Below are 21,325 nucleotides of genomic sequence, written 5' to 3'. Positions count from 1 at the left end.
AAGTTTAGCCCAATGTGTGAAAATTGACCATGAAAGCCGATTGACCGACCAGCGGCACCTCTTTATACTGCGCGCCACGCCCTGATGGCGGAATTGGTAGACGCGGCGGATTCAAAATCCGTTTTCGAAAGGAGTGGGAGTTCGAGTCTCCCTCGGGGCACCAAATCCGGAAAAAACCGACCTTACGGTCGGTTTTTTTGTGCCCGACGATTTTGTCGGGCTGGGCCAAGGTCCTCTCAGGGACGAACCGCTGTCACTTCGATCTCAACCCGCCAGGCAGGGTGCGCCAGGCCTGCAATCTGGAACGCCGAGCGCGCAGGTAGCACCGGCTGCTTGGCGGCTGGCCCAAAGAACTGGGTGTAGCCAGCCATGAAACCTTCGAAATCCATCTTGCCGCCGTTCTCCGGGCCACCCACCAGGAATACCTGCATCTTCACCACGTCAGTCAGGCCAAGACCCAGTGTTTTCAGCTGCTGCTGGATGCTTTCAAGCACATTGATGGTTTGTGCCTTGGTATCACCGTAGGCTTCCAGCGAATCCTTGGGCGCATCGGGATGGATCACCGACGGAACGGAACCGCTCAGATAGACGACTGACTTCCCGGCAGGAATCTCTACAGCCGACGAGATAGGGAAACTACCTGCGCCATGGCGCACGATATCTTGTGCATGAACGCTGCCACCGGCTATTCCCAACGCCAATGCTGCAACGGTCTTGAAAGCGCATTTCATATTTCTCTCCTGATGGTTACACAAGAATGTACACGCACCGTTTATGCGTGTACGGGTCATTCCATTGCGGTATGCGTACTTAGAATCGATACAAACTGAAGGGTTTCGGATCCAGCACCGGCGCCTTTCCAAGCAGCAGGTCTGCCGTCAGCTCGGACGACACCGGGCTTTCCGTCATACCCCAACCGGTCGCGGTGTTGATAACCAGGCCCGGGTACTCGTTGACCTGCGAAATGATCGGGTTCTCATCCGGGGCGATGGCCATGGCACCGCTCCACTGATCGATCAACTTCGCATCTTTGAAGGCAGGGAACTCGACTTTGAGCTTTTCCAGAGATGCATCCAGCTCTGGAATATCTGGGGCCGCCGTCATCAGCCTGTTTTTCTCGAAGGGCGAAACCTCGTCCAGCCTCCACTGGGTGGGCTGAGTGAACGAATCGATCAGTTGCTTGTTGAGTGATATGTGCACCGGGAAGTCGGGGATGGCCAGCAATGGCAGGTATTTATAACCATACATGAACGATTCTTTGACCACCGGGGCAACGACGACGCGCGGCGAGGTGGCGTATGTACCGTCGGCCTGCTCGCGGAAGTAGATATTCCCTGGCAATGCAACGTTGCCCCCCGGTGCACGGGGTGCCGCGCTGATGATTTGCTGGGACTGGTAGGCCGGCAAGGTAGGCACATCGACGCCCAGGTTCTGCATGAACAGCCTGGACCAGGCGCCGCCTGCCACGACCACGCGAGAAGTCCTGATGGCGCCCTTCTCGGTCACCACATCGGAGATGACGCCCGCCTGGGTTTCCAGGCCCCTTGCGGCGCAGTGGGTGTAGATGCGCACACCCATTTTCTTGGCGTACTCCGCCATGACAAACGATGCGCGCTCAGCGTCCAGGCTACCGGAGTCTTCCTCGAAACCTGCAATTTTCCAGCTCGAGGATGCACCGCGCAGCCGCTGTTCGAGTTCATTCCCCTGAATGATCCGAGTCTTGAAGGGGTTGTCCGCTGCTACTTCCCGGCTTTTGACATCGATCCACTTTCTGACGTTTTCCAGGTCTTCTTCATCGAAAGGAACTTCGACCCGGCCCTGTGTGCGATAGCTGGTATCTGCACCCACTTTGGCATTCATCTCGCGCCACCGTTGTTTGGCAAGATGGTGCAACTGGAACGTCGCATCAGGCATCTTGTAGGTCATGACCTGACCATAGAACCTGCATGACTGCTCGCCGGCAATATCACCTTTTTCAACGACGACTACCGAGAGGCCACGCTCGACAAGATTGATTGCGGTCATGAGCCCCAGAATACCAGCGCCAACAACGACGACGTCTGCCTGTTTGGGAAGCGCACCTTCGCTACCTTCTACAAAACCAAACCGCGGTTTGCCGGGGATCAACCTGCCTTCGCGGGTCAGCAAGGGGGTCAGAATGCCTGCGCCACCTGCAATAGCCACGACGCCGCCGCCGATCAAAAATTTACGCCTCGTCATTCCCATGACACTTTCCTTTCCTGGTAATCGGTGTGGGTTCATCAGCTCAGGCGGCGAGCCACCTACCCGGCCGCCAGCCGCCGCGGTCAACTTTCGGCCACGCGTCAGGCTGATGTTTAAAATTGAAGGGCGGCTATTTTGTTGATGACCCGCTTCGGGAAAAAGCGCTGTGGGCAAATACTTAGTTCAGCTATTTTGAAACTATCGCGCAAGTGACATAAATAGTTGATATGGCGACACTCAACACTCGAAAGAGGGAAGTTAGTTCGGGCGAAGATGCTGGCTTAGTTCCGAAAGTGCGCGGGGGCAATAAGCGCTGCGGATTCAGTAACTGTGTGGGTGCATAGCGTTATGTGGCAACACTTCATTGCCACATATTCAGTGTGGACAAAGGCATCAGGATCCGACTGTGGTAGATCTGTCCAATGCACAGGGAGGCATGGAGCGGATCGGCACGGATTAGCAGAGCCTGTTCAGGTTCAGTGAGCACCAGATCCAGATGGATACCCGTTGCGAGACCATCGAGCGCAACCTGGGGTCAATTTTTCGTGTGCCCGCCCGTGGCTCAGGCGCTCTTCACGCCGAGATCTTCAGCAAACCGAAGCAAGTAGCCGTCCGGATCCTGCACCAGGAAATTGCGCTGGCCGACCAGCATGCCGCCCTGGCGGTACCAACACTCTTCAATCGGCTTTCTGATGCTATGCCCCGCAACCCCCAGCGACGCGACCAAGGCCAGTGCATCAGCGCATTCGATCGACAGGTTGATGCCTCGACCATACGGCGGCTCCAGCGGGCCGACCCGCCAGGGTGACTCACTCTGCCAGTCCTGCTCCAGCATCAGCTGGCTGCCACCAAAAGACAGGAAGGCAAAATGCTCTTCTGGCCGGTCGTATTCAATCTTGAAGCCGAGTACGCCGCAGTAAAATGCCAGGCTGCGAGGTAGATCAGAAACAATCAGCTCCGGCACAAGGGGATTTAGCTTAAACAATGTTCTGATTCCTTTCAGGGTAAGTCGACTGGCAACTATGAACAGGTCGCCCTGAAAAAGGTAGCTTGTCAGTGTGGTCGCCCAATGCAGCTCAATGCAGTTCACACCATCAGATCCGCCCGAAAAAAATCCCTTCACTTTGACGCCGCCCCAATGGCTCTGGGACCTATAGCCATACCTGCATTCTATTGGCCGCCGTCATGACTAACACTTAAGCTGTCATTCGTCGGATATATGCCGAAAGTATTGCTAGCGTAATGGCACTTAGCCATAGTTGCGTTCCCATTTTTCCACGCCCTGTGTGACACATGAAAACAATCGCGCCCTGCATGGCGGCAATGATGCTGCTCAGTGGGTGCAATGGAGTGCCAACGTCGTACGTTTCAGATCCCGTCTACAGTCAGGCTTTCGTGGTCACTTCTGGTGCCCCTCTGCCGATGTTGCTGATGGCCAGCGCCATCCAGTGGAACGAGGATTACGCTGTAACCGCCAAACACACCCCCTTCCTGCGCAACGTGGTCCACGAGGGCCTGGGTGACGTGGTGTTCTTCAAGCACAAGGCCAGCAACGTGCCGCACTGGCGCCAGTACGTGCCGGGGGAGGCAGTGACGGCGGTGGGTTTCAACAGTTTCATGATGCCGATGCAGGGCAAGGGCCATGCCCTGTCGTCGCTGGTACGGCTTGAAGGTACGCCTGGCAGTGTCTTCTACTCAGTACATGACGGCCCGATCACCAAGGGCATGTCGGGTGGGCCTGTGTTTGCAGATGACGGCAAGGTGTTAGGCATCAACGTCGCCATCATTCCCACCAGCGAGATCGACGCCGGCAAGCGCCCGGACCTGGCCGGCAAGGCGCGCATCAGCGTATTCATGTCATTCAACGAGATCGACAAGGAATGGCGGCGCTATCAGTACCTGTTGGCGCACAAGGCCAAGCCCCAGGCACCGGCTGCGGTCAAAGGCTACGTGGCGGTGGCCGCCAAGCCGTGAATCGGGGCGCGGTGTTGGATGGAAAGCGGCCTATGATGTGAGGCTGATGGCCTCTTCGCGGGTAAACCCGCGAAGAGGCCCTGCCAGCCAACGCGAGAAGGACCTGCCATGCACCTGACCCACCGCCCCATCCGGCCAGAAGACATCCCCGTTATCTGCAGCTTCCCGCAGAGCCCGGACGAACTGTTCTACATGTTCCCCAAAGCCACCTACCCCCTCACCCCCAACCAGCTGAGCGACGCCATAGCCCAACGCAGCGGCTCCACGGTAGTGGAAGATAACGGCGCTGTCCTGGCCTTCGCCAATTTCTACAAAGCCGAACATGGCGGCCTATGTGCCCTGGGCAACGTAGTGGTGGCCCCCAGCGCCCGCGGCCTTGGTGTAGCGCGTTATCTGGTAACGGCAATGATCGACCTCGCCCGCCAGCAGTACAGCGCCCGGGAGGTCTGGGTGTCATGCTTCAATCACAACACCGCAGGCTTGCTGCTTTATCCACAACTGGGTTTCATGCCGTTCGGCATCGAGGAGCGGCAGGCGTGGAACGGCACGCGGGTAGCGTTGGTGCAGATGAAGCAAATACTGACTTAACCGAGCTGGATCAGCGGGTCATTGCATGTGGCTGAACGAGAAGGTCCACCCCCAGAGCACGAATGACCCTCAATACAGTGTCAAAACGAGGCTTCGCGCCAGGGCTCAGCGCCTTGTACAGGCTTTCTCTACCCAGCCCACTCTCCGTAGCAATATGTGTCATGCCCCGTGCACGAGCGATATGGCCAAGTGCTCGAATGATTTCCTCGGTATCGCCATCTGATAGCACCTGGCTAAGGTATTCACTGATTGCCTCATCGCTGCTCAACAAGGCTGCCATATCAAACGGGATCAATTTTTCGCTCATTTCATCTCCTTCAGCAGCTTTCTGGCTTTGAGGATGTCGGCGGCCTGGGTGGACTTGTCGCCGCCGACCAGCAGTAAAACCAACCTCTGCCCCTTTTGCGTGAAATAGATGCGATAACCGGCAGCTACGTCGATGCGAAGCTCACCAATACCGCCTCCAAGCCACTTGAAGTCACCAAGATTGCCCGCCGCTGCTCGCTCCAGCCTACGACCTATCGCCAGCCTGGCCCTCAAATCTCTCAAGCTCGATAGCCAAGCGGCAAAGCTTTCCGTCTGTTCAACGAGAAACATCAAGTGGTCACCCAATCGTATCCTTATGGATACACCCATTCAAGGATTGAAGCGACCCACTCTGTCGTTTTTGAGCTGAATCAGGAATTCAGGCACATCTGATAGGCTGGTCGGAGTTTTCCCTTCGTTTCAGCTACAAAATCCCTTGCAACATTCAACCCTCGAACCTTCGACGAGCCTCGGCGTCCCATCCTGCATCCCCCGCGTTTCGAGGTGCCCCCACGTGAAAGACGTCATCGCCCGCAAGTACCGCCTGGTGGTGAAGACCATCGGCTATATCGGTTGGTCGCTGTTCTGGCTGCTGATCTGGGATGTGCTGGTCACCATCGATTTCATGCTGTTCTTGAACAGCAAGTTCACCCTGCCACTGATCCCGCTGACCCTGCTGGGCTCAGCCTTGGTGGTGCTGGTGAGTTTTCGCAACAGCAGCGCCTACAACCGCTGGTGGGAGGCTCGCACCCTGTGGGGCGCGCTGGTAAACAGTTCGCGCAGCTTCGCACGGCAGACGCTGACGCTGATCGATGACCCGGATGACGGCCTGAACCCGGTCAAGGCCACCCTGCTGCGCCGGCATATCGCCTATGTGAACTGCCTGGCGGCGCACTTGAAAGGCGAAAGCTGCCCGGAGGAGCTGATGGCCTTCATCCCTCCGGCGGAGTTCGAACGGCGCAACCGCTCGAACAATTTCGCCAATGACATTCTCGGCGGCTCGGCAGCCTTGCTGGCGCGGGAATACCAGGCCGGGCGGCTGGACAGCATTCGTCTGGCGCGGCTGGAGTCGACGCTGGTAGATCTGTCTAACGCCCAGGGCGGCATGGAGCGGATTGCCAATACGCCATTGCCCTACCCCTATGTGTATTTCCCACGGCTGTTCATCACCCTGTTCTGCCTGATCGTGCCGGTGGGGCTGGTGGAGTCGCTGGGCTGGTTCACGCCGCTGGCGTCGACGGTGGTAGGGTTCATGTTGCTGGCCATCGAGCGGATCGGCACGGACTTGCAGAGCCCGTTCAGGTTCAGCGAGCATCAGATCCAGATGGATACCATCTGCGAGACGATCGAGCGTAACCTGGAGTCGATGCAGCGGGAGGCGCAGTGTGCCGAGGCTGTAGACGCCTGAGAAATGTCGGGGCTGCTTTGCAGCCCGGGCTTTCCGTCAGGCCCGCACATAGCGCTGACGCAACACATCACTCGACACATCCACCAGCAACACCAACACCAGCATACCGATGATCACCGTGCTGGCCTGGGCCTCCTGGAACAGGCTCAAGGTGGTGTACAGCATCTGCCCCAACCCGCCCGCCCCGACGAACCCGAGCACGCTGGCCATGCGGATGTTGTTCTCCCAGCGGTACAAGCTGTAGGCCAGCAACTGCGGCCACAGGTTGGGCAGGGTACCAAAGCAGAACGCCGCCACCTGGCTGCCCCCCTGCAAACGGATCGCCGCCGCCGGCTCGGGCGGGGCATTCTCAAGTGCCTCGGCAAACAACCGCCCCAGCACGCCAGCGGTGTGCAACGCCAAAGCCAGAGTACCGGCATTCGGCCCCAGCCCAGCCGCCAGCACAGTCAGCGCTGCCCACACCAGTTCAGGAATGGCACGCAAGGCATTGAGCAGCAAACGCGCGGCCCCTTGCAACGGCCAACCGAAGCGACCCGCCGCCGGCAGTGCCAGCAACATCCCCAATACCATTGCCAACAAGGTGCCCATGCCAGACATGGCCAGGGTTTCCAGCGCCCCGCGCCACACCGCCTTGAGGTGCCCCGCAGACAGATCCGGCTGCAGGAAGCGCCCGGCGTACTCGCCCATCTGCCCCAGCCCGCCATTGCCGACCAGTGCGTGCAGGTCCAGCTCCAGGTATGCGAACGAGGCCACCACCGCTGACACGATGGCACCCAACAGCACCCAGTTGATCACCCGGTTCATGCCAGCCTCCAGCGCAGCAGGCGGCTGAGCAGGTCGGCCAGGATCACCAGCAACAAGAACGTCAACAGCATGCTCGCCACTTGCGCACCCGCAAACATGCGCATCGACAGGTCGATCTGCTGGCCTAGCCCGCCAGCACCGACAAAGCCCATCACCACCGAAGCCCGTACCGCGCACTCCCAGCGGTACACGGTGTACGACACCACTTCGGAGGCAGCATTGGGCAGGATGCCGTAGAAAAACGCCGCCAGCCGGCCACTGCCCGCCTGCAACAAGGCATGCGCTGGGCGCTGGTCGACCGACTCGAATATTTCGGCATAAACCTTGCCGAGCATGCCACTGTAGGTGATGGCGATAGCCAGTACGCCCGCCGTCGGCCCGAGCCCCACGGCGCGCACGAACAGCAACGCCCAGACGATCTCCGGCACGCTACGCAGGAAAATCAGCAGCCCGCGCACCGGCAGGCGCAACAGTCGCGACCACAACCCGGCCCGCCCGCCGCGTGAAGCAGCACGCAAGGACAAGGCACGGCTGGCCAGCAAGCCAGCCGGGATCGCCAACAACAACGCCAGCGCCATGCCGGCAGTCGCCACGGCCAGGGTCTGCAAGGTGGCTTCATATAGCAGTGCAAGAAAATCGGCATCATGTGCCGGCGGCCAGAAGGCGCTGGTAAAGCTGGCAATCTGCTGACGGTTGTCCGCCTGCAACAGCACCCCGGGGTTCAGTTCGCTTGTCTGGATAGCCGGCCACAGTACTGCTACCGCCAACAGGGCCAGCAGCATCCGCGGCAGCAGCGCCGGGTCGCGGGCGTCGGCCTTCAGCATCGCGGAATCTGCACGGTCAGGGTCGGCCCCTGGGTTGGCGGCGGAGCCAGTTGTTCGTTGGCGTATAGCGCGTCCAGCAGTTGCTCGGTGACCGCTTCGGCCGGGCAGTCGAACACAACCTGCCCTTCCCGAATACCAATCACCCGCGGAAAATGCGCCAGCGCCAACTCTACGGCGTGCAGGCTCGCCACCAACGTCACGCCAGTGGCCTGGGCATGGCGATTGAGCAAGGCCAGGCTGTGGTCGGCCAACACCGGGTCCATGGCCGACACCGGTTCGTCGGTCAGCAGCACCTGCGGACGCTGGTACAACGCCCGAGCAATGCCCACCCGCTGCAACTGGCCACCGGACAACTGTCCACACTGCACGAACAGCTTGTCGGCCAGGCCCAGTTCGGCCAAGGCCTGGCGCGCCCCCGGTACATCGCTGGGGTACAGCAGGTTGAGCAAGCCGCGCAGCGTACCCCACTGCCCCAGGCGACCCGCCAGCACTGCGGTCACTACCCGCTGACGCGGTGGCAAAGGCGGCGCCTGATGCACCAGGCCAACCTGCGCGCGCAGTCGCTGGCGTGCCCTTGCCGACAGCGCCCAAGGCTGCTCGCCAAGCAACTCCAGGCGCCCACTGGTGGGCTGAACGGCCGTGGCCATCAGGTGCAGCAAGCTGGACTTGCCCGCCCCCGACGGCCCGATGATGGCGACACGCTCGCCCTGCGCGATCCGCAGGCTCACCGCGTCAAGCGCGCGTACCTGGCCATGGCGCAGGCTGGCACCGTGCAGATGGATTGCTGCATTCGAAGCTGTCACTTGAGCAGGCCGGCCTCGCGTGCAGCTTGTTCGGTGCCCTTGTAGTTCTCAGGCTTGGTCTCGATGAAGCGGCTGGCGGCCTGCAGGTCAAGGATCGCCTTGTGCTCCGGGTTGCTCGGGTCGAGGTCCAGGAAGGCTTTCTTGATTTTCTGTTTCAACGCCGGGTCCATGTTGCCGCGCACGGTCCAGTTGTAGTCGAAGTAGGTCGGGGTCGTGGCGAACACCTTCACCTTGGTGGTGTCGACCTTGCCGGCATCCACCAGCTTTTGCCACACGCTGGCGTTCAGCACGCCACCATCGACCTTGCCAGCCTGCACCCAGGCCACGGTGGCATCATGGGCGCCAGAATAGGCCACACGGCTGAAGTACTCTTCAGGCTTGATATTGTCCTGCTTGAGCATGAAGTAACGCGGCATCAGGCTGCCCGAAGTAGACGAAATGGAACCGAAGGCAAACGACTTGCCCTTCAGATCGCTCAGGCTCTTCACGTCGGGGTTGGCGGTGATGAACTTGGAGGTGAACTGTGCGTCCTGCTCACGCTGTACAAGTGGAGTGGCGGTCGGGTCCTTCAGGTGCACCTGAACGAACGTGAAGCCCCCCAGCCAGGCCAGATCGAGGCGGTCTGCGGCCAGCGACTCGACCACCGCCGGGTAGTCGGCCACGGGTACGAACTCCACCTCCATGCCCAGTTGCTTGGCCAGGTACTCACCCAAAGGCTTGAACTTGCGCTGCAGTTCGGTCGGCGCTTCGTCGGGAATGGCGCTGACCCGCAGGGTTTCTGCGGCCTGAACGACAGCGGCACAGCAAGACAGCACGAGGCCGGCGGCGAGCGCCAGGGGGCGGTTGAGCATGGGTGTTCTCCGGTTCAATAGCGGGGAAGTGCCGACACATTTGCCGACACCGGGAATTATAAGAGGCAAGGGCCCAAAGGCCAGCTTTGCTACAATCGCGCAACAATTTGACCTGCAGAGGTGCGTATGAGCGAGCCGATTCGCCTGACCCAGTACAGCCATGGCGCCGGCTGTGGTTGCAAGATCTCCCCCAAGGTGCTGGACGTGATCCTTGCCGAAAGCGGCACCCAGGCCCTGGACCCGAAACTGTGGGTCGGCAACGCATCGCGCGACGATGCAGCAGTGTACGCGCTGGACGACGAGCGCGGCGTGGTCTCGACCACCGACTTCTTCATGCCGATCGTCGATGACCCTTACGACTTCGGCCGCATTGCCGCCACCAACGCCATCAGCGACATCTATGCGATGGGCGGCGACCCGCTGATGGCCATCGCCATCCTCGGTTGGCCGGTCAACGTGCTGCCGCCGGAAGTCGCCCGCGAAGTCATCCGCGGCGGCCGTGCGGTGTGCGCCGAAGCGGGTATCCCGCTGGCCGGCGGCCACTCGATCGACGCGCCCGAGCCGATCTTTGGCCTGGCCGTCACCGGGGTGGTCAGTAAACGCCACCTCAAACGCAACGACACCGCCAGCGCGGGCTGCCAGCTGTACCTGACCAAGCCCCTGGGCATCGGCATCCTCACCACTGCCGAAAAGAAGGCCAAGCTGCGTGTGCAAGACCAAGGCCTGGCCCGTGACTGGATGTGCACCCTCAATACGCCGGGCAGCCGCTTCGGCAAGCTGGACGGGGTCAAGGCCATGACCGACGTCACCGGCTTCGGCCTGCTCGGCCACCTGGTCGAGCTGGCCGAAGGCAGCGGCCTCACCGCGCACCTGAACTACGCCGCCGTGCCACGCCTGGCTAGCGTCGACCACTACCTGGCCGAAGGCTGCATCCCTGGTGGAACCCTGCGCAACTATGACAGCTACGGGCACAAGATCGGCGCCCTGAGCGACGACCAGAAGCACCTGCTGTGCGACCCGCAGACCAGCGGTGGCTTGCTGGTAGCTGTTGCCCCGGAGGGTGAAGCCGAGTTCCTCACCGTGGCTGCCGAACTGGGCCTGAAACTGTCCCCGATCGGCAAGCTGGTCGAGCGACAGAGCCATGCGGTCGAGGTGATCTGATGCGCCCCGACTGCACCGACTTCCGTCAGCTGTTCCTCGACGACGTGCCGATGATGGACATGCGCGCCCCCGTCGAATTCGCCAAAGGCGCCTTCCCTGGCGTGGTAAACCTGCCGCTGATGAACGACCAGGAGCGGCAGAAGGTCGGCACCTGCTACAAGCAGCAGGGCCAGGCCGCCGCCATCGCCCTGGGCCACCAGCTGGTCAGTGGCGCCACCAAGCAGGCCCGTCTGGAGGCCTGGGCAGCGTTTGCCAAGGCCCACCCTGACGGTTACCTGTACTGCTTCCGTGGTGGCCTGCGATCGCAGATCGTGCAGGGCTGGCTGCGCGATGAGGCGGGTATTCAGTATCCGCGTGTCAAAGGCGGCTACAAGGCCATGCGTACCTTCCTGCTGGAGACTACCCAGCAAGCGGTGGAGCAATGTGATTTCGTACTGGTCGGTGGACTGACCGGTACCGGCAAGACCGATGTGCTGCACCAGTTGGACAACGTGCTGGACCTTGAAGGCCACGCCAACCATCGCGGCTCCAGTTTCGGCAAGCGCGCCACGGCGCAACCGGCGCAGATCGACTTTGAAAACCAGCTGGCAATCGACGTGCTGAAAAAGCGCGCCCGCGGTATCGGGCAGTTCGTTCTGGAAGATGAAGGCCGCATTGTTGGCAGCTGCACGGTGCCGCTGGAGTTGTACCAAGGCATGCAGCATTACCCGCTGGTGTGGCTTGAAGACAGCTTCACCAACCGCGTGGAGCGCATCCTGCGCGACTACGTGGTCAACCTGAGCGCCGAGTTCAAGGCCGTGCATGGCGAAGAAGACGGTCCCCGGCTGTTTGCCGAGCGCATGCTGCAGAGCATGGCCAATATCTACAAGCGTTTAGGTGGAGAGCGCCATCAGCGCTTGTCCGAGATGCTGCGCGAAGCCTTGGAAGAGCAGCAGCACAGCGGCGCAGTAGACCTGCACCGGGGCTGGATCGAAGGCTTGCTGAACGAGTACTACGACCCGATGTATGCCTACCAGCGCGCAGCCAAGGCCGAGCGCATCGAGTTTGCCGGGGATGCCGTGGAAGTACGCGAGTACCTCAAGGCCCGGGCGCTGCGCCAACCGCGCAAATAGAACCAGCACCCTGTAGGAGCGGGTTTACCCGCGAAGAAGGCAACGCGGTGCATGACACCGGCAAAGCCGATGTTCGCGACTGAACCCGCGCCTGCAAATGTAGGCCAATCATGCCTGAACAGGCGTTACTGCCCCGGGCTAAGCACCCGCTCCAGCTCCGCAGCGCGGTCGCGGGTCATGTCCATGATGCAGCTGCCACCTTCCAGCTGCGCCAGGGTCCCGCCACTGGCCTGTACATGGAACTGGCAATTGCCATCACGGTAGGCCAGCCACTTGCGCTGCACATCCCGCAGGCTCTTCTGCTGCCCGGCATCCAGCTTGCCCATCAACTGCTTGTACACCCGGTTCAACCGCTGGTCCTGCACTTGCGTTTCGGCCCCGATGCACGCGTTCATGGCCACGGTGCTGGAGGCCTTGTCCATGCACTGCCCGTAGGCCGCCGTGTAATCGTCCGCCATCGCTACCGGTAGCACGCAGGCCAGTGCCAGGCCTGCCAGGTAATGCTTGATCATGCTAACCCTCCTTGTGGGTATCAAAGCGTCTGCGGCTGCTCCGGAGGCATCAGCACCTTGCCTGGCTCGAAGCGCAGCGAGGGCATTTGCGTCGCTGCATACAACGTTACCCCCAGGGCGGCAATCAAGGCGACATCAAGCCAGTTCCAGCCTGGCACGTCGTCAGCCCTTCGCGCCTTCCAGCAAAACCAGGCTTGCCCCAGGCAAAACACCACCATCGCTACCAGCCACAGGTAGAAGCCAGCACCAAAGCCGGTAAGGTCATGAAATTCATAGCTGCTGTTATCCGGCAAGCGGTCGATGCCAAAACTGCTGGCAGCCAGATACGCCGCCCCAAGCCCGGCCAGCAAGGCCAGCCGGCGAAACCGCCGATGAGCCAGGATGGCCAGGGCCAGCAGCGGGTTGGCAAACCATTGGTACAAGCCGAACGGCATGCCCCATGGCCCGTACAGCAGCATCTGCAGGGCCGGCATATGACGCTCGCCGCTCATCAGCGCGCCATCGAAGAACAGGGCGAGCAAATACAGCAGCAGGCTGATACTCAGGTAGAAAGCGGGCAAAGGGGATTCCTGAGAAAAACGGGACAGCCTACGACCTTAACCCAGGCCCTGCCCCGCTTCCAAACCCTCAATAGGTGCCGCGCAGGGTCACCATGAAGTTGCGTGGCTCACCATAGTAGTTGCCATAGGTCGAAGTGCCCACGGTTTCGTAGTACTTCTTGTCGAACAGGTTGTTGCCGTTGAGCGTGACGTTCCAGTGATCATCGACACGGTATTCGACCAACGCGTTCCAGATCGCATACCCGCTCTGGTCGAAGTCGAACGGCACGTTTCGCTCAACCAGCGCGCCGCTGCTGTCGTAGCGATTCACTGTACCGCTCATGTACGTGGCGCTTTGCACCTGCACGCCACCGCCGACCTTGAAGTCGCTGAGGATACCCGGCAGCCGGTAGGTGCTGTACAGCTTGAACAGGTGCTTTGGCATCACCGTGCTCAGCGGTGCATCGGCGCTACGGTTGCGGTTCAGGTTGAAGGTGTAGCCCCCCACCAGCATCCAGTCCGGCAGCAGCTCGCCAGACAGCTCCATGTCGATGCCCTTGCTCACCACCTTACCGTTGGACACATAGCAGCAGCTGCCCGAGAAGCCGGCGTTGGTGGCCAGGAAGTTCGGGTCTTGCACCGCTTCGTTTTCGCGGGTGCTGTAGTACAGCGCCACGCTGGCGTTGAGTGCGCCGTTGAACAACTCACCCTTGAGGCCGGTTTCGTAGGTTTTGCCGGTCATGGGCTCAAGCGGCGAACCGCTTTGCGCAGGGCCGCTGATTCGGCTGGACTGCGGTTTGTAGATTTCCGAATAGCTGGCGTATGTCGACCATTGATCGTCAAGGTCGTAGACCAGGCCACCGAACGGGGTGACCTTCGTGCCTATACGCTGCTCCGGGCTGGAGATACTTGCTGGCGAGGTCAGGTTGTTGGTGTAGGTCTGCCAAAAGTGGAAGCGCTGTGCACGCGCACCGACAATCAGGTGCAGGGGTTCGGCCAGCTGCAAACGCAGGCTGCCGTACAGGCCGTACTGGCGTTGCGAGTTGGGGCTGTAGTCGCGCTTGTAGTCACGCCCGTTGCCGGGGTCGTCGAACGCCGAGCTGTCGGGGTCGAACACGTTGGCCGGCGCGCCCGAGGCGGCATAAGGCGCAGTGCCCAGCCACCGGCTGTCGATCTTCTGGTAGTCGGCGCCGAAGACCACTTCATGGTCCAGACCAAAGGCCTGGAAGTGGCCAGAGACGTTACCGTCATACAGGTGCTGCTCGTTCTCCTGGCGGGTCGAGGTGCCGTACCAGGTCGCCCCGGTATTGGTCACCGGGTCTACTGCATTCAGTGTGGTCGCCGTCTTGAACAGCCCAAGGTCCCAAGTGTTGGTGTAGCTGAGGTTGAGCTTCCAGTCGTCGTTGAATCGGTGGTCCACCTTGGCGAAGTACTCGCGCGCGGTGGCGTCGAGGTAGGCCCAATTCTTGGTCAGGCCGGTATGCCGTGGCAGGTTCAGGTCAGCACCATTGCTGTAGCGCGGCACCGCGCTGTTGCTGCCGGTTTCGTGGGATTTGTTGTAGCGAGCACCGAAGGTGAGCATGGTGTCGTCCGTAACGTCCGCCTCCAGCACGCCATACACCAACGGCCGCTCGGTGGCGCGGTTGTCGGTGAAATACTGGCGATCGGTGTTGGACATCACCAGGCGACCGCGCACGCGACCATCCCAGCCCAGCGGGCCGGACAGGTCGAACTCCTGGCGATAGTTGTCCCAGCTACCGGCCGACAGGGTCAGCTTCAGCTGGTTAAAGGAAGTCGGCCGCTTGCGCACCATGTTGATGATGCCACCCGGGTCACCCGAGCCACCATACAACGCAGCAGTACCACGCAGTACCTCGATGTGGTCGAACTCGGCCAGTTCGAAGATGTTCGATGAATAGAACGAACCCATGGCGGTCCCCAGCGCCTGCGGTGCAGCGCCGTCGATCTGCAGGTTCTGGATACTGAAGCCCCGCGAGATGAAGTCCTGGGTGCGGAAGGTGGTGCTCTGGGTGACGATGCCCGGTGTCACTTTCATCGCCTGGTTGATGTCGGTCAGTTGCTGGTCTTCAATCAGCTGGCGGGTCACGGTCGACACCGATTGCGGCGTCTGGCGCAAGCTGGTCGGGGTCTTGGAGCCAACGCTGATCAGGCCCGGTGCGTAGGAGCCGGTGTTCTCGGTACTCTGGCCCATGCCCTGCCCGGCTACTGTGGTCACGCCAAGTTCCATCGCGTCACTGCTCACCGCCGCTTGCGGCTCGGCCACCAGCCGGTAGCCGTTTTCGCTACGCTCTACCCGGTAGCCACTGCCGGCCAGCAACACGGCAAAACCGCTGTCCACCGAATACAGGCCATGCAGGCCGTTGCTTTGCAGGCCGGCCAGTGCTTCAGGGGTGAAGGCCAGCGACACGGCGGCTTGCTGGGCATAGCTACCAAGCGCCTGGGCCAGGTTGCCGGCGGGCACGTCGAAGCTACGGCGGGCGGCCTCCTCGGCGACGGCCGGCAGGGCCGCAACGGATAGGGCCAGCCCGGCACAGGAAAGGCGCAAGGCCAGGGCTATCGGGCTGAGGACGGGGTGGCCAGGGAATCGGCGCATGGTGGATCGGCTCCTTGTTCTTGATCGGTTGGCCTCTTGTCTGACGGGCCACTGCGCAGAAGCGGAACCTCCTGGCTCAATTTTCTCGTGAGACGGGTTCGACCGTGGTCCACCAGCGGCCAACGCCGCCGATACGAATCGGCAGCGCCTCGGCCAGCAGGCGCAGTGCCCTTTCGCTGTCATCCAGAGGCAGTACCGCCGACACCTTGATCGCCTGCATTGCCTGGCGGTCGAAGCGCAGCACGCCACGGCGTTGCTCGGCCAAGGCATCGAGTACCTGGTCGAGCGGTACGCCGTCGGCCACCAACTGGTGATGCTGCCAGGCTCGATCGACCCGCGCCGGGTCGATGGCCGGCAACGGGCCAAGCCCGTCACGCGCCACCCATGCCCGCTCGCCCGGGCCGACGACCAACTGATCGCCGGACACGGCAGTGCGCGCCTCGACCCGGGACTCAAGCATGGTCAGCTCGCTGCGAGAGTGGCCTTGGCTGACCACGAAGCGCGTACCCAGAGCCTTGAAGCTGCCTTCGTCGGTCTGTATCACGAAGGGTCGCGTTGGGTCATGGCTGACATCCACCAGCACCTGGCCATGCAGCAGGCGGATGCGCCGCTGGCCAGTGCTGAACTCCACATCCACGGCAGAGTTGCCCGCCAAGGTCAGCTGCGAGCCATCTGCCAGGGTTTGGCTGCGCCACTCCGCCGGCGCGGTATGCAAGTCGGCCAGCCAGTCGCGCGGCGTTCCACCGGAAAGGCTCAGTGTGCCCAGCAAGGAGATTGCCAGGGCCAAACCGAGCAAAGTGCGCCGTGCGCCCGAGCCTGGCGCCGAAACCCGTACGCCGGCGCGCAGCCCGGCGCCCACCGGGCCGCGTTGCTCGCGCAGTGCCTGCACCTGGCTGATCACCCCTTGCATGCGGCGCAAGGTGGCGCCGTGGCGTGGGTCGGCCTGCAGCCATGCGTCGAACTCACGCGCCTCGTCGGCATCCAGCTCACCCTCGCCCAGGCACAGGGCCCATTCGGCAGCTTCCTGTTCGATACGCGAGGGGTTCACGGTTCGGCAATGTCCAGCGTGCGGTGGCAATGGATCAGGGCCTGGGCCAGGTACTTGCGCACCATGCGTGGGGAAATCTGCAGGCGTTTGGCAATCTGAGGCTGGGTCAGGTCGTCCAGGTAGTAACCGACGAAGGCCTCGCGGGCATTCACGTGCAGGCCTTCCAGCAGGAAAGCGATCTGCTCCAGCGCTTCGAGGGTGATGAGGATGCTTTCGGGAGACTGGTGCCCTTCCAGCGCCTCGGCAGCCAAGGCAAGTTCGCTGAGGTAGGCCTCTTCGATTTGCTGTCGGCGCACCCGGTCGATCAACAGGCGGCGTGCAGTGGTACTGAGGTAGGCGCGTGGCTCGCGCATGCCCAGCAAGGCATCACGCGAGGCCAGGATGCGCACGAAGGTGTCCTGGGCCAGGTCGGCTGCGCTGTGCGAACAACGCAGCTTGCGACGTAGCCAGCTGAAAAGCCAGCCATGGTGCTCGCTGTACAGCTGTTCTAGCGGGTACGGGCTCGGTGAGTCGGCTACGGGCATGGGGCACCGGGACACAAGTGAGAATTGTTCCCGAATAGTAGCTATTCGCCGTAAGACTATGCAACAGGTGGTTCGAGCAACAAGCCGTAAATGCCAGAGTCGGACAGCTCACCCGCCACGCACCAGCGCGCCCGCAAGGTGCCCTCCAGCACGAAGCCCTGGCGCTCAAGGGTGCGTGCCGAGCCTTGGTTGCGCGGATCGATTTCGCCTTCCAGGCGGCGCATGTGCAGGGTGTGGGCGAGGTAGTCGATGAAGCAGGTCAGAGCCTCGTCCATGTAGCCCCTGCCCTGCACGGCGCTAGCCAGGCAGTAGCCGATTTCGCCACGGCGGGAAATGTCGTCGATGTTGAACAGCTGGACCATGCCGATCAGTTCGCCGTTGTCGCGGCGGTACATGCCAAGCTTGAGCTGGTCGCCATTGGCATAGGCTTCGCGGTCGGCGGCCAGGGCGCTCTCGGCTTCGGCCAGGTCTTGCCAGGGTGCATGGTGCCAATAGCGCATGACCTCGGGGTCGGCCATGATCGCCAGCCACTGCGCGGCATCGGCATGGCGCATGGGGCGCAGTTGCAGGCGTGGGCTGTCGAGGCAGAGGTCACTGGGGAAACTGCGGGGTGGGGTCACGCCGGATCTCCTGTCCATTGCTGGGGAGATGACAGTTTAACGTCAAGTGCAGGGTTCAGGCATCTCGGGGCAGCTTTGCAGCCCGTCGCTGGCAGGTTCACTACAGGCCAGGAGCCTTTCACGCTACCTGTGGGAGCGGCCTTGCGTCGCGAAAGGGCTGCAAAGCAGCCCTGGCAATTCTCGCGATGCCGCTGATGCCTGGGGCCGCTGTGCGGCCCTTTCGCGACACAAGGCCACACATCGACCACGTCAGGCTGATCGATACTTCAGGCCACCTCAGCCCCATCATCCGGCCAATGCGGCTCGTTGGCCTCTGGCGGGGTCAGCGGCGGCAAACCATACGCCGCCCGCGCATCATCACAGCTCGGGTTATGCACCCCACCCTCCCACGACGCATCAAACTCGCGGCACGGGCTGGAACGGTTGGCGTAAATCGTACAAGCCACCTCTTTACCGATCTCGCCCTGAAGGCTGACACAGCGGCAGGGCTTGGCATCGGTGCCGATCATGGCAACGCGCGTGGGGTTGATCTGTACCACCAGGTCGTCCGGCACTACGCCCCCGGCAGACTGGCATTCGCCCCAGAAGAAGGACACACGGAAGTACCCGCAGCAGGCGCCGCAGTCAAGGCAAGGGTTATATTCAGACATGATGTCACGGAGGGAAGGTGGTTGTTATCGGGGCTGGCCCGCGGCGCCATTTTTAATCCAACCAGGGGCCGCTGGATAGAGGGGGAATGCAAAAAAAGTTGCCGCTGATCCGGCCACTGAACAAGGGCGACCAGTGCATTCACCGGCCGCCCCCTTTCAGCTAGCAGATGGGCTGGTAGGCTTCAGCGTCCCAGCATTGTAAACCCAGGCCTGCGCTCGGCTTGTAGCTGCCTCCCTGTACCTTGCTGAACTGCGTATGCACCTCACCACAATGCACCAGACGATCATTTTTATCGCCCTCGGTGAGTACCGTGTAGGACTCACTGCGCATGGCCTGATACTGCCTGTCGGCAGCCGCCATGACCTGGTGATACTTCATCAACTGGCTGCTGCTCAAGGCCAGACGTTTGTCCAGGTGCACGCCCCAGCGGGTCAGGCAAACCTCGGCAAAGTGGCGAACGATCAGCCCAGGTTCGGCCAGCACCTTGCCATCGCCTGCGCCATCAGCCGAGGCGTTGCCCACCAGCGTGGCATGGCGGCCCGGCATCGGGTAAACGCATATCCGTGTTTCTTTGGCGACCGAAGGGATCACGCAGGCAAAACCTTTGGAGCGCTCATCCCTTGAGTAGAAGCCTACGTACTCTTTGACATTGTCCGCCAAGGTTACGCGCTCGGCCTGTACGTTACCGACGCCAGGCACCGGGTCGATGGCAAATATGTTCACCGGTATGCCGCGCAATACCGGGTCTTGCGCCATGGCATTGGCCAGCATGTGGCAGCTGATCCCTCCCCTGCTCCAGCCCACCAGGTTGACCTGGGTTGGCAGGCGCGGTTTGCGGAACATGCTGATGATGCGCTCCTGCAGTTCCTGCGGGGTCGGGTGGCGATCGCCGTAGTCGTAGGTTCGCCAGAACCATGAGGCGGAGGAAGACACGTCCGGAATGGGCACACCGGCAGCTTTCAGCCGCTCGTATTCCTGCTCACTGAGCTTGGTGCGCCGCCAGCTGCTTTCGCCTTTGATGACCTGCAGCACATGGTTGACGTTCTCCTCCCAGCCGCGGCCAAACAGCTGGCCGGTCCAGTTGAAATAGCCGCCGGGTTCGACGAACAGGTTGTCATCCTGAAGGTTGCCGCTGCCTGGGCCGTCGACGGCGATCCAGTGGGCGAATTCCCGGCTCTGGTCATTACTGGCCAGGGTCGAGACCAGCTCGCCATTCCAGAAGTTGGGATTGGCGTCGTCGAAACGGTGCGAGCCAGTGCCGCAGAAGTAGGCGGTGAAGACACTCATGGGGGGATCTCTTTGGTGAGAAATGAGTGCTGACGGTAGGCGTACGGGTAATCAGAAGGCAGGCGGAAAGCTCACCCAAGAGGCAGTTGGGGCTGCTTCGCAGCCCCAATGGGCTTACTTGCGAGCCAAACCATCAGCCCGGAACATTTGCCGGATTCCGCGGATGGCCTGGCGAATACGGTCCTGGTTCTCGATCAACGCAAAGCGCACATGGTCGTCCCCATAGTCACCAAAGCCGATCCCCGGCGACACGCAGACCTTGGCCTCGGCCAGCAGCTTCTTGGAGAACTCCAGCGAACCCAGGTGCGCATACTCCGGCGGGATCTTCGCCCACACGTACATCGACGCCTTGGGGTTCTCAACCATCCAGCCCAGTTCGTGCAGCCCTTTGACCAGCAGGTTACGGCGCTGGCGATACTGCTCGGCAATGTCGCGCACGCACTGTTGGTCGCCTTCCAGCGCGGCAATGGCTGCAACCTGTAGCGGGGTGAAGGTGCCATAGTCGTGGTAGCTCTTGATCCGAGCAAGGGCGCTGACCAGCTCGGGGTTGCCGACCATGAAGCCGATGCGCCAGCCGGCCATGTTGTAGCTCTTGGACAGGGTGAAGAACTCCACCGCAATGTCCTTGGCACCCGGCACCTGCATGATCGACGGGGCTTTCCAGCCGTCGTAGACGATATCGGCATAGGCCAGGTCATGCACCACCAGTACGTTGTACTGCTTGGCCAGGGCCACCACGCGCTCGAAGAAGTCCAGCTCCACGCACTGGGCAGTCGGGTTGGAGGGGAAGCCCAGGATCATCATCTTCGGCTTGGGGATGGACTCGCGAATGGCCCGCTCAAGCTCGTTGAAGAAGTCCACACCCGGCACCAGCGGCACCGAACGCACCTGGGCACCGGCGATCACTGCGCCGTAGATGTGGATCGGGTAGCTGGGATTGGGCACCAGCACCGTATCGCCCTGGTCGAGGGTGGCCAGCATCAGGTGGGCCAGGCCCTCTTTCGAGCCGATGGTGACGATGGCTTCGCTTTCCGGGTCGATGTCGACCTCGTAGCGGTCCTTGTACCAGTTGGAGATGGCCCGGCGCAGGCGGGGGATGCCGCGCGACGTGGAGTAGCCGTGGGTGTCTTCACGCTGGGCGACCTGTACCAGCTTCTCGACGATGTGCGGCGGGGTGGCGCCATCGGGGTTGCCCATGCTCAGGTCGATGATGTCCTCGCCACGACGGCGGGCAGCCATCTTGAGCTCGGCGGTAATGTTGAAGACGTAGGGGGGGAGACGATCGATGCGCGCAAAGCGGCGCGGCGAACCTGGGTTGGCCATGGCTTCCTCTGAGTACGTAAGCGCCCGGAACCGTCCGAGCGACGTTGGCCGATGTGGCGGCCTGGATCAGACGATAGTGCCGGAACAGGATCCTTGTAAAGGACAATTTCCTGTTTTGTTAGAACTTTTCAGATCTATTGTTTGAAAATCAGA

23 protein-coding genes, 1 tRNA gene and 1 pseudogene are annotated in these 21,325 nt (G+C 61.6%); 7 read left to right on the top strand and 18 right to left on the bottom strand.

From position 1 onward, the window contains the following. The first annotated feature begins 78 nt into the window (after positions 1-78). A tRNA-Leu gene (locus V7787_RS44660) sits at positions 79-163 on the top strand. A 73-nt stretch (positions 164-236) separates the two neighbouring features. Here V7787_RS44660 and V7787_RS44655 read toward each other — a convergent pair. After that, the gene (locus tag V7787_RS44655) at positions 237-731 is read right to left on the bottom strand and encodes a RidA family protein (protein WP_014755382.1); all 495 of its coding nucleotides are present in this window, start codon (positions 729-731) and stop codon (positions 237-239) included. Between the two features lie 79 nt (positions 732-810). Then, positions 811-2,226: an NAD(P)/FAD-dependent oxidoreductase gene (locus V7787_RS44650; RefSeq protein WP_041166846.1), complete on the bottom strand. Its 1,416-nt coding sequence runs from the start codon at positions 2,224-2,226 to the stop codon at positions 811-813. Between the two features lie 433 nt (positions 2,227-2,659). Between V7787_RS44650 and V7787_RS53240 the strand changes: the two are divergent. After that, positions 2,660-2,770 (top strand): annotated as a pseudogene (locus V7787_RS53240) (effector protein); the annotation flags it as partial. Positions 2,771-2,785: 15 nt separating this feature from the next. Here V7787_RS53240 and V7787_RS44645 read toward each other — a convergent pair. Beyond that, positions 2,786-3,208 (bottom strand): bleomycin resistance protein, encoded by a 423-nt coding sequence (locus V7787_RS44645; protein ID WP_012051239.1) that lies wholly within the window; start codon positions 3,206-3,208, stop codon positions 2,786-2,788. Between the two features lie 341 nt (positions 3,209-3,549). Between V7787_RS44645 and V7787_RS44640 the strand changes: the two genes are divergently transcribed. Both V7787_RS44640 and V7787_RS44635 read left to right on the top strand, forming a co-directional pair. Beyond that, entirely contained in the window at positions 3,550-4,197 is a 648-nt protein-coding gene (locus V7787_RS44640; RefSeq protein WP_336094141.1) for a trypsin-like peptidase domain-containing protein, read from the top strand. Between the two features lie 108 nt (positions 4,198-4,305). After that, positions 4,306-4,785 carry a GNAT family N-acetyltransferase gene (locus V7787_RS44635; RefSeq protein ID WP_336094140.1) on the top strand — a complete coding sequence of 160 codons (480 nt, stop codon included), beginning with the start codon at positions 4,306-4,308 and terminating at the stop codon, positions 4,783-4,785. 10 nt (positions 4,786-4,795) lie between these two features. Here V7787_RS44635 and V7787_RS44630 read toward each other — a convergent pair whose 3' ends face one another. Together V7787_RS44630 and V7787_RS44625 are read right to left on the bottom strand one after the other, a co-directional pair. Further along, positions 4,796-5,092 (bottom strand): addiction module antidote protein, encoded by a 297-nt coding sequence (locus V7787_RS44630; RefSeq protein WP_003248566.1) that lies wholly within the window; start codon positions 5,090-5,092, stop codon positions 4,796-4,798. After that, positions 5,089-5,382: a type II toxin-antitoxin system RelE/ParE family toxin gene (locus V7787_RS44625; RefSeq protein WP_003248568.1), complete on the bottom strand. Its 294-nt coding sequence runs from the start codon at positions 5,380-5,382 to the stop codon at positions 5,089-5,091. The genes V7787_RS44630 and V7787_RS44625 overlap by 4 nt, the downstream gene beginning before the upstream one ends. Before the next feature lie 223 nt (positions 5,383-5,605). Here V7787_RS44625 and V7787_RS44620 point away from each other — a divergent pair, with 223 nt between their 5' ends. Next, positions 5,606-6,499 (top strand): bestrophin family protein, encoded by an 894-nt coding sequence (locus V7787_RS44620; protein ID WP_014861462.1) that lies wholly within the window; start codon positions 5,606-5,608, stop codon positions 6,497-6,499. 36 nt (positions 6,500-6,535) lie between these two features. Here the strand turns inward: V7787_RS44620 and phnE are convergent, their stop codons facing one another. Genes phnE through V7787_RS44600 form a run of 4 tightly spaced genes read right to left on the bottom strand, consistent with a single transcriptional unit; the run spans position 6,536 to position 9,781 of the window. Further along, positions 6,536-7,303, bottom strand: coding sequence for a phosphonate ABC transporter, permease protein PhnE (phnE, locus tag V7787_RS44615; RefSeq protein WP_104886665.1), 768 nt, complete (start codon positions 7,301-7,303; stop codon positions 6,536-6,538). Beyond that, positions 7,300-8,127, bottom strand: coding sequence for a PhnE/PtxC family ABC transporter permease (locus tag V7787_RS44610; RefSeq protein WP_064491326.1), 828 nt, complete (start codon positions 8,125-8,127; stop codon positions 7,300-7,302). Before V7787_RS44610 ends, phnE begins: the two co-directional genes overlap by 4 nt. Next, the gene (locus tag V7787_RS44605; RefSeq protein WP_064491325.1) at positions 8,121-8,930 is read right to left on the bottom strand and encodes a phosphonate ABC transporter ATP-binding protein; all 810 of its coding nucleotides are present in this window, start codon (positions 8,928-8,930) and stop codon (positions 8,121-8,123) included. The genes V7787_RS44610 and V7787_RS44605 overlap by 7 nt, the downstream gene beginning before the upstream one ends. Beyond that, a complete protein-coding gene (locus V7787_RS44600; protein WP_064491324.1) occupies positions 8,927-9,781 on the bottom strand; it encodes a putative selenate ABC transporter substrate-binding protein in 855 nt (284 codons plus the stop codon). Before V7787_RS44600 ends, V7787_RS44605 begins: the two co-directional genes overlap by 4 nt. Before the next feature lie 126 nt (positions 9,782-9,907). On the opposite strand from V7787_RS44600, the gene selD reads away from it, so the two are divergent. Both selD and mnmH read left to right on the top strand, forming a co-directional pair. After that, positions 9,908-10,942, top strand: a complete 1,035-nt coding sequence (selD, locus tag V7787_RS44595) for a selenide, water dikinase SelD (protein ID WP_064491323.1) — start codon at positions 9,908-9,910, stop codon at positions 10,940-10,942. Further along, positions 10,942-12,054, top strand: coding sequence for a tRNA 2-selenouridine(34) synthase MnmH (gene mnmH / locus V7787_RS44590; RefSeq protein ID WP_064491322.1), 1,113 nt, complete (start codon positions 10,942-10,944; stop codon positions 12,052-12,054). Before selD ends, mnmH begins: the two co-directional genes overlap by 1 nt. Positions 12,055-12,179: 125 nt before the next feature. Here mnmH and V7787_RS44585 read toward each other — a convergent pair whose 3' ends face one another. The 9 genes from V7787_RS44585 to alaC all read right to left on the bottom strand — a co-directional run bounded on the left by V7787_RS44585 (position 12,180) and on the right by alaC (position 21,172). Next, positions 12,180-12,566: a lysozyme inhibitor LprI family protein gene (locus V7787_RS44585; RefSeq protein ID WP_014589736.1), complete on the bottom strand. Its 387-nt coding sequence runs from the start codon at positions 12,564-12,566 to the stop codon at positions 12,180-12,182. Between the two features lie 20 nt (positions 12,567-12,586). Next, on the bottom strand, positions 12,587-13,126 hold the full coding sequence (locus tag V7787_RS44580) for a hypothetical protein (RefSeq protein ID WP_014589735.1): 540 nt from the start codon (positions 13,124-13,126) through the stop codon (positions 12,587-12,589). Positions 13,127-13,193: 67 nt separating this feature from the next. After that, complete coding sequence (locus tag V7787_RS44575; RefSeq protein WP_104886666.1) at positions 13,194-15,719, bottom strand: TonB-dependent siderophore receptor; 2,526 nt, start codon at positions 15,717-15,719, stop codon at positions 13,194-13,196. Between the two features lie 76 nt (positions 15,720-15,795). After that, complete coding sequence (locus tag V7787_RS44570) at positions 15,796-16,767, bottom strand: FecR family protein (RefSeq protein ID WP_104886667.1); 972 nt, start codon at positions 16,765-16,767, stop codon at positions 15,796-15,798. Continuing rightward, on the bottom strand, positions 16,764-17,291 hold the full coding sequence (locus V7787_RS44565; protein ID WP_012051229.1) for a sigma-70 family RNA polymerase sigma factor: 528 nt from the start codon (positions 17,289-17,291) through the stop codon (positions 16,764-16,766). The genes V7787_RS44570 and V7787_RS44565 overlap by 4 nt, the downstream gene beginning before the upstream one ends. Positions 17,292-17,347: 56 nt before the next feature. Further along, entirely contained in the window at positions 17,348-17,911 is a 564-nt protein-coding gene (locus tag V7787_RS44560) for a GNAT family N-acetyltransferase (protein ID WP_003248588.1), read from the bottom strand. Positions 17,912-18,177: 266 nt separating this feature from the next. Beyond that, positions 18,178-18,561, bottom strand: a complete 384-nt coding sequence (locus V7787_RS44555) for a YkgJ family cysteine cluster protein (protein WP_003248590.1) — start codon at positions 18,559-18,561, stop codon at positions 18,178-18,180. Positions 18,562-18,721: 160 nt separating this feature from the next. Further along, positions 18,722-19,849 (bottom strand): hypothetical protein, encoded by a 1,128-nt coding sequence (locus tag V7787_RS44550; protein WP_336094138.1) that lies wholly within the window; start codon positions 19,847-19,849, stop codon positions 18,722-18,724. Positions 19,850-19,963: 114 nt separating this feature from the next. Continuing rightward, complete coding sequence (gene alaC / locus V7787_RS44545) at positions 19,964-21,172, bottom strand: alanine transaminase (RefSeq protein ID WP_004576357.1); 1,209 nt, start codon at positions 21,170-21,172, stop codon at positions 19,964-19,966. Between the last annotated feature and the right edge of the window lie 153 nt (positions 21,173-21,325).

This window comes from Pseudomonas sp. CGJS7 (assembly GCF_036961695.1).
This window is presented reverse-complemented; position numbering and strand designations above follow the sequence as displayed.